Consider the following 5761-nt stretch of genomic DNA (forward strand, 5'->3'; position numbering starts at 1 on the left):
GGGAGCCGAGTGCCCGAATTGGGCCCGCTCGGATCTGTGCGGGGGGCGCTCAGCAATGAGCGTCCCTACCGCGATCGGAAACTGGAGCGCCCGGCGTGGAGATACGCGAGGATTTCGGAAAACTATGCCACAGAAAATCCTATATCGCTATAAAAACGCTTCGAAAGCTCGAAGTCTTTCGCTGGGATGAATGCTTTCACCTCAACGGTTTTTATGTTCGACATAGTGAATTCTGAGAGTGCCAAGCAAAATCATTCAATTGGCTAGAGCATTCCCATCGTAAGTTCTCGGAGGCATGAGGTAATCTGACGATCTATGACGACGCGTTGCTGTGCAAGCTGTAGAAAATGTCGCCGGATAGTAGAGATGCCTCTACAAGCCATGTGATCGGGACAACCTCCCCGCGTGTGGTCGGCCGTCGGAACGTTACGCCGCTACTGATGCTTGTTCGATGGCCTCAAGCCGGAACGGAATGACGGACGGGATCACGGCTTTCACAATTGTCCCTTCTCCGACGAAAGATTGGATTGCCAACGAGCCGCCGTGCAACTCGAGGATGGAGCGCACGATGGCGAGGCCGAGGCCAGAACCCTTCATGCCATCGAGAAGGGTTGCATTGATCTGCTCGAAGGGTCGGCCGATCCGGGTCAGTGCGGCTGGCGCAATGCCGATCCCGCTGTCCTGAACCAGGATCTCCACGCTCTTGTCGACGAACCGCGCTCGGAGCGAGACGTTGCCATTTTGAGGTGTGAACTTGATGGCGTTTCCCAGCAGGTTGCTGGCCACCTTGGCCAAGGCGCTCCGGTCCGCCCGAACGAGAAGGCCGGAATCGGCATCGACGACGACCGAAATGTTTTTATCCGCGGCTTTTTTCCGATAGTGGGCCGAAGTCTCGTCGAGAACGCCCTTGATGGCGAAGAGGGTACAATCGAGTTCGACCCGCCCGGATTCGAGCTGCGACATCTCCAGGACGTCGGAGATGACGTCGAGCAATTGACGACCGCTCGTGCCGATATCGGCCGCATAATCCCTGTATCGGTCCGACCCGAGTGGCCCGAAGACCTGCTGGCTCATCATCTCCGAGAAGCCGATGATGGCGTTCAAGGGCGTCCGGAGTTCGTGGCTCATATTGGCGAGGAACTCGGATTTTGCCCGATTGGCACTCTCGGCCTCGCGCTTCTTCTCGGCATGGCGCTCGGCCAATTCGGCCAGTTGTTCGGCCTGCCGTTCCAACGTCTGGCGAGAGCGGCGCAGGTCCGCCACCATGGCCATCAGGCGCCGCTCGGAATCCATGAGCTGCTCTTCATGGCGTTTCAGAGCCGTGATGTCAGTCCCCACCGAGACGTAACCGCCGTCCTGGGTGCGTCGCTCGTTGATCTGCAGCCAGCGTCCGTCGGCAAGTTGCGCCACATAGCTTCCCCCGGTGGAGGGCACGCCTTGCGGAGCGGGCGTGGCGGCCCGGATGTTGGGCGGCGTCGAACGTGCGATGATCTCGCTGTAGAGCATGCCGGGCTGGGCCAAGTGCGGCTCGAGAGCATGCAGGTTCAAGAAGCGGGAATTGTAGGTGACCAGCCGGTTCTCGGAGTCCCACAGAACGAACGCCTCCGACAAGCCTTCGACCGCGTCACGCAGACGCTCGTTGGCCGTCCGGGTCTGTTCGGCCTGTCTCTTTTCATCGCTGACGTCGATGGCAATACCGACAAGGTGCGCGTCGAGACCCGCATCATCCCGCTTGATGACGGCTCTGATCCGAAGCCAGATCCACTCTTGACGGCCATTCAGAAGCCGAAACGAGCGGTCGAGCACGTTGGCCTCTTTGTTTGCCAGCAGATGGTCGACATCGCAGAGGTCACGGTCCTCGGGATGCAGCAGGACCTTGAGATCTCCGTAGGAGATGAATTCCGAGTCGGGCTCCATCCCCAGGATGGCGTACATCGATTCCGACCAGTAGATGCGGCCGCGCGCAAGATCCCAGTCCCACAATCCGCATCGACCCTGATTGAGCGCAGTGTCGATGCGGCCGTGCACGCGCGAATGGAGGGCTTCGGCCGCCATCGCCTGGGTGGTCTGCCAAAGGTAGGCACCCGCGAGACTCAGGAGAATGATAGCCGCGGCCACGATCAGGATCGTGGTGCGGTAGGTGGTGGACCGCCAGTCAGCCAGAAGCCCGGAGACGGGATCGAGGATCGCTATCTGGCCGAAGGGACTGTGGAGGCTTCTGACCGCGGCAAGCGCCTCCGAGCCGTCCGGCAGGACGACGGACATGACGCCGGCTTTCTCTGCGAAGACCATGACGGCCTGGGCGGGCCCAAGTTTGTCGGCGAGCGTCCGGTTGTCCAGCGGTTCCGGCGGCAGAATAGCGACGATCGTACCGCTCTGGTCGGTCACCATGATCTGGCGACCGCTTGTCAAGGCGCGTGAAGGCAGGCTTTTCTGGAGGATCGCTTCGATGCTGGCATTCGGGGTCTCGGCGACGGCCTTGTTGATCTCGTTCGTGACCACAGAGGCAATAAGCTCCATATCGCTGAAGCCATCGGCCTTGGCGCGCTCGCGCGCATCCATCATCTGCATCAATGAGCCGAACGCGAAGGTCAAGACGAACAGGAAAGCGACCGCCGGGACAAGCCGGCGCGCGACGGGTTCGAGAGCCGCGATCCGATCCGAACGTGTGTCGGGCTGCAGACTTCGAACAAGTCCCTGCAGGGAACCCGCGCGTGCAGATACACGGGCCACGTTTGCACGCGCCATGAAGGGCCTCCAGAAACCTGGTGAACCGGGGCCAATGTGCCGCATCGAGCCCCGAATCAACCCTATAAGAATCCCGGTTTAACGATTTGTCCAGGATTATGGGGCGTCGGGAGCTTTCTGGAATCCGGTTTCCCGCAGTACCCGGACGGTGTCACTCGGAAGACTCAAAAAAGCTCCCTACGGGCCCTGATTGGCGCCGATTGCGCTTTAGCGCCCGAGGGATCGGGTCACGATGTCTCGAACGTCGGCCGACAAGGATGGCCGTTCTGCGATGCGTTCGAGTGCCGCCTCGGCGCGCGTCCGGCGGTGAGGCTCCATCGTCCGCCAAAGCCGGAAGGCATTTAAGAGGCGGGCTGCAACTTGAGGGTTTTTATCGTCAAGCGTCATGACGATTTCCGCGATGAAATCATAGCCGCGCCCGTCCTGACGGTTGAATTGTGTTTGATTGGCCGAGAAGCCGCCGATCAGCGCGTAGATGCGGTTCGGTGTCGCCATGGAAAAGGTCGGATGCGACATGAGCCGTTCCACCCGATCAAGCGTTCCGGCTTCAGGAATGGAGGCTTGGAGGCTCAACCATTTGTCACCGACCAGAGGTTCGTCGGCAAACATCACCTGAAAGCGGTTCAGCATGATCTCCCGCGTCTCACCAGGGATTAGGCTGAGGACGCCGAGCGCGGCGATGCGGTCGGTCATATTGTCCGCCGCATCGAATTGTGCTGCGGCCAAATCCTGCCCCAAGCCTGCATCGCCTCCGGCGAGGAGCCACAGTGCCGTATTGCGGAGAGCACGCCGCCCCGCGTCCGGAGCGGCCGGCGAATAAGGGAGGACGTCCTTCGGCGGCTGGCAGAGCCGAAGCAACCGATCGTGCAGGGCCGAGCCCAAAGTGCCGCGCAGGCTTTCACGAGCGATATGGATGGCGTCCGGGTCGACATCCTGACCGATATCGCGCGCGAGGTCGGCCTCGGTTGGCAGCGTCATCACCTGCGCCACGAAGGCCGGATCGGCATGCGGGTCATCAAGGACAGCCGCGAAGGCGGCGAGGAGGCCGGGATCGACATCGTTCGGTCGTTGGACGGACCCAGCCGCACGGGTTCCTTCCACCAGGACCCGGGTGGCCAATGTTTGGGCGGCCTGCCAGCGGTTGAAACTATCGCTGTCATGCGCCAACAGCACCGTGAGGTCACTTGGTGTGAGGTCGGTGGCGATCTTGACCGGTGCCGAGAAGCCTCGCAATGTGGAGGGGATTGCACGTTCCGGCAGCCCGCGAAAGGTGAGGCGGCGCGTCGGACCGTCGAGTTCGACCACTCCGCTGCGCAGTTCCGCGGCGCTGAGACCCTCCGTCGCGACATCTGCCAGAGCGATCGGTGTTCCGGTTACGCCGACAAGCCCGAACGCGACGGGAACGACAAGCGGCTGCTTGGTCGGCTGGCCCTGCGTGGGGGCGGTGCTCTGGGAAAACTCGACCGTGAGACTGGCGTCCTGCGGCTCGAAGGTCGAGACGACCTTGAGTTCCGGGGTTCCAGCCTGCTCGTACCAGCGCATGAATTGCGACAGATCGCTCTCCGATGTCTCAGCGAAACAGCCGAGAAAATCTTCGATCGTCGCGGCTGTCCCGTCGAAACGGTCGAAGTAGAGGGTCATGCCCTGATTGAAGGCATCCATGCCGATCAGATGACGCAGCATGCGGACGATCTCGGCGCCCTTCTCGTAGATGGTCGCCGTGTAGAAGTTGTTGATTTCGAGGTAGCGGTCGGGCCGCACGTTGTGAGCGAGCGGGCCGGCGTCTTCGGCGAACTGGCGCAACCGCAGGGTCCTAACATCCGCGATCCGCTTGACGGGCCGGGACCGCTCGTCACTCGAGAATTCCTGGTCGCGGTACACCGTGAGACCTTCCTTGAGGCACAGCTGAAACCAGTCTCGGCAGGTGATGCGATTGCCGGTCCAATTGTGGAAGTACTCGTGCGCGATCACGGTTTCGATGCCGGCATAGTCGCCGTCGGTGGCGGTCTGGGGTGAAGCCAGGATGTATTTGTCGTTGAAGACGTTGAGGCCTTTGTTTTCCATCGCGCCCATGTTGAAATCCGACACGGCGACGATGTTGAAGATATCGAGATCATATTCTCGGCCGAACGCTTTCTCGTCCCAGCGCATGGAGCGTTTCAGGGCGTCCATCGCATAGTGGGCCAGCGGCACTTTGCCGGGTTCGACATAGATTCCGAGCGCGACACGGCGACCGCCGCCAGTCACGTAGGTGTCGGACAGGCAATCCAGCGCACCGCCCACGAGGGCAAACAGGTAGCAGGGCTTCGGAAATGGATCGTGCCATACGGCAAAGTGGCGCGCGGGATCCTCGCACGCGCCTGTCTCGACCAGATTGCCGTTGCTCAAGAGGACGGGCGCGTCCTCCTTGGCGGCCTCGATCCGGGTGGTGAAGACCGAAAGCACGTCCGGACGATCGAGTGTGTAGGTGATCCGCCGAAACCCTTCGGCCTCGCATTGCGTGCAATAGGCTGAGCCCGAGCGGTAGAGACCCATCAACTGGGTGTTGGCCGAAGGGTCGGTAAGCGTCTCGATTTCGAGCGTGAAGGGCTCACGCGGCGGATCGGCGATTGTGAGACTGTCTGCCGTCACCACCTGTGCCGTGAGTGGCAGCGCCTGCCCGTCAAGTATGATGGCGTGCGGGACGAGACCATCGCCGTCGAGCCGAAGCGGCGCAGCTGGTCGGCCGGCCGGGTTGGGTCGGATCGTCAGCTTGGAGCGCACCCGCGTCGCGGTCCGATGCAGCACGATGTCGAGCCAGATCGCCTCGATCAGATAGTCGGGCGGGCGATACTCGCTGAGGAGGGTCGGTTTGCCGTCATCCGTGCGCATCAGCGTGTCGATCCAGAAGAGCCGTTGTGCCGACTATCCCGTTGCGCCGTGCGAGGTCAATGTGCGCTCAGTTTGCGGGTGTTTCGGCGAGGCGCAGGAGGTATTGGCCGTAGGTGCTTTTGCCGAGGGCGCGGCCGAGGTC

2 protein-coding genes are annotated in these 5761 nt (G+C 61.6%); both read right to left on the reverse strand.

Features of this window, described 5'->3' with window-relative positions; genetic code table 11:
- Positions 1 to 426: 426 nt before the first annotated feature.
- A complete protein-coding gene (locus tag M8523_RS35645) occupies positions 427 to 2748 on the reverse strand; it encodes a PAS domain-containing sensor histidine kinase (RefSeq protein WP_282589537.1) in 2322 nt (773 codons plus the stop codon).
- A gap of 207 nt (positions 2749 to 2955) precedes the next feature.
- On the reverse strand, positions 2956 to 5619 hold the full coding sequence (pepN, locus tag M8523_RS35650) for an aminopeptidase N (protein WP_282589538.1): 2664 nt from the start codon (positions 5617 to 5619) through the stop codon (positions 2956 to 2958).
- Positions 5620 to 5761 lie beyond the last annotated feature (142 nt).

It is taken from the genome of Lichenifustis flavocetrariae (assembly GCF_026130545.1).
GTDB classification, from domain to species: domain Bacteria; phylum Pseudomonadota; class Alphaproteobacteria; order Rhizobiales; family Beijerinckiaceae; genus Lichenihabitans; species Lichenihabitans flavocetrariae.

Coding starts and splice junctions, on each gene's coding strand:
- pepN (WP_282589538.1), bottom strand. CDS start 5,619: ATGCGCACGGATGACGGCAAACCGACCCTCCTCAGCGAGTATCGCCCG.
- M8523_RS35645 (WP_282589537.1), bottom strand. CDS start 2,748: ATGGCGCGTGCAAACGTGGCCCGTGTATCTGCACGCGCGGGTTCCCTG.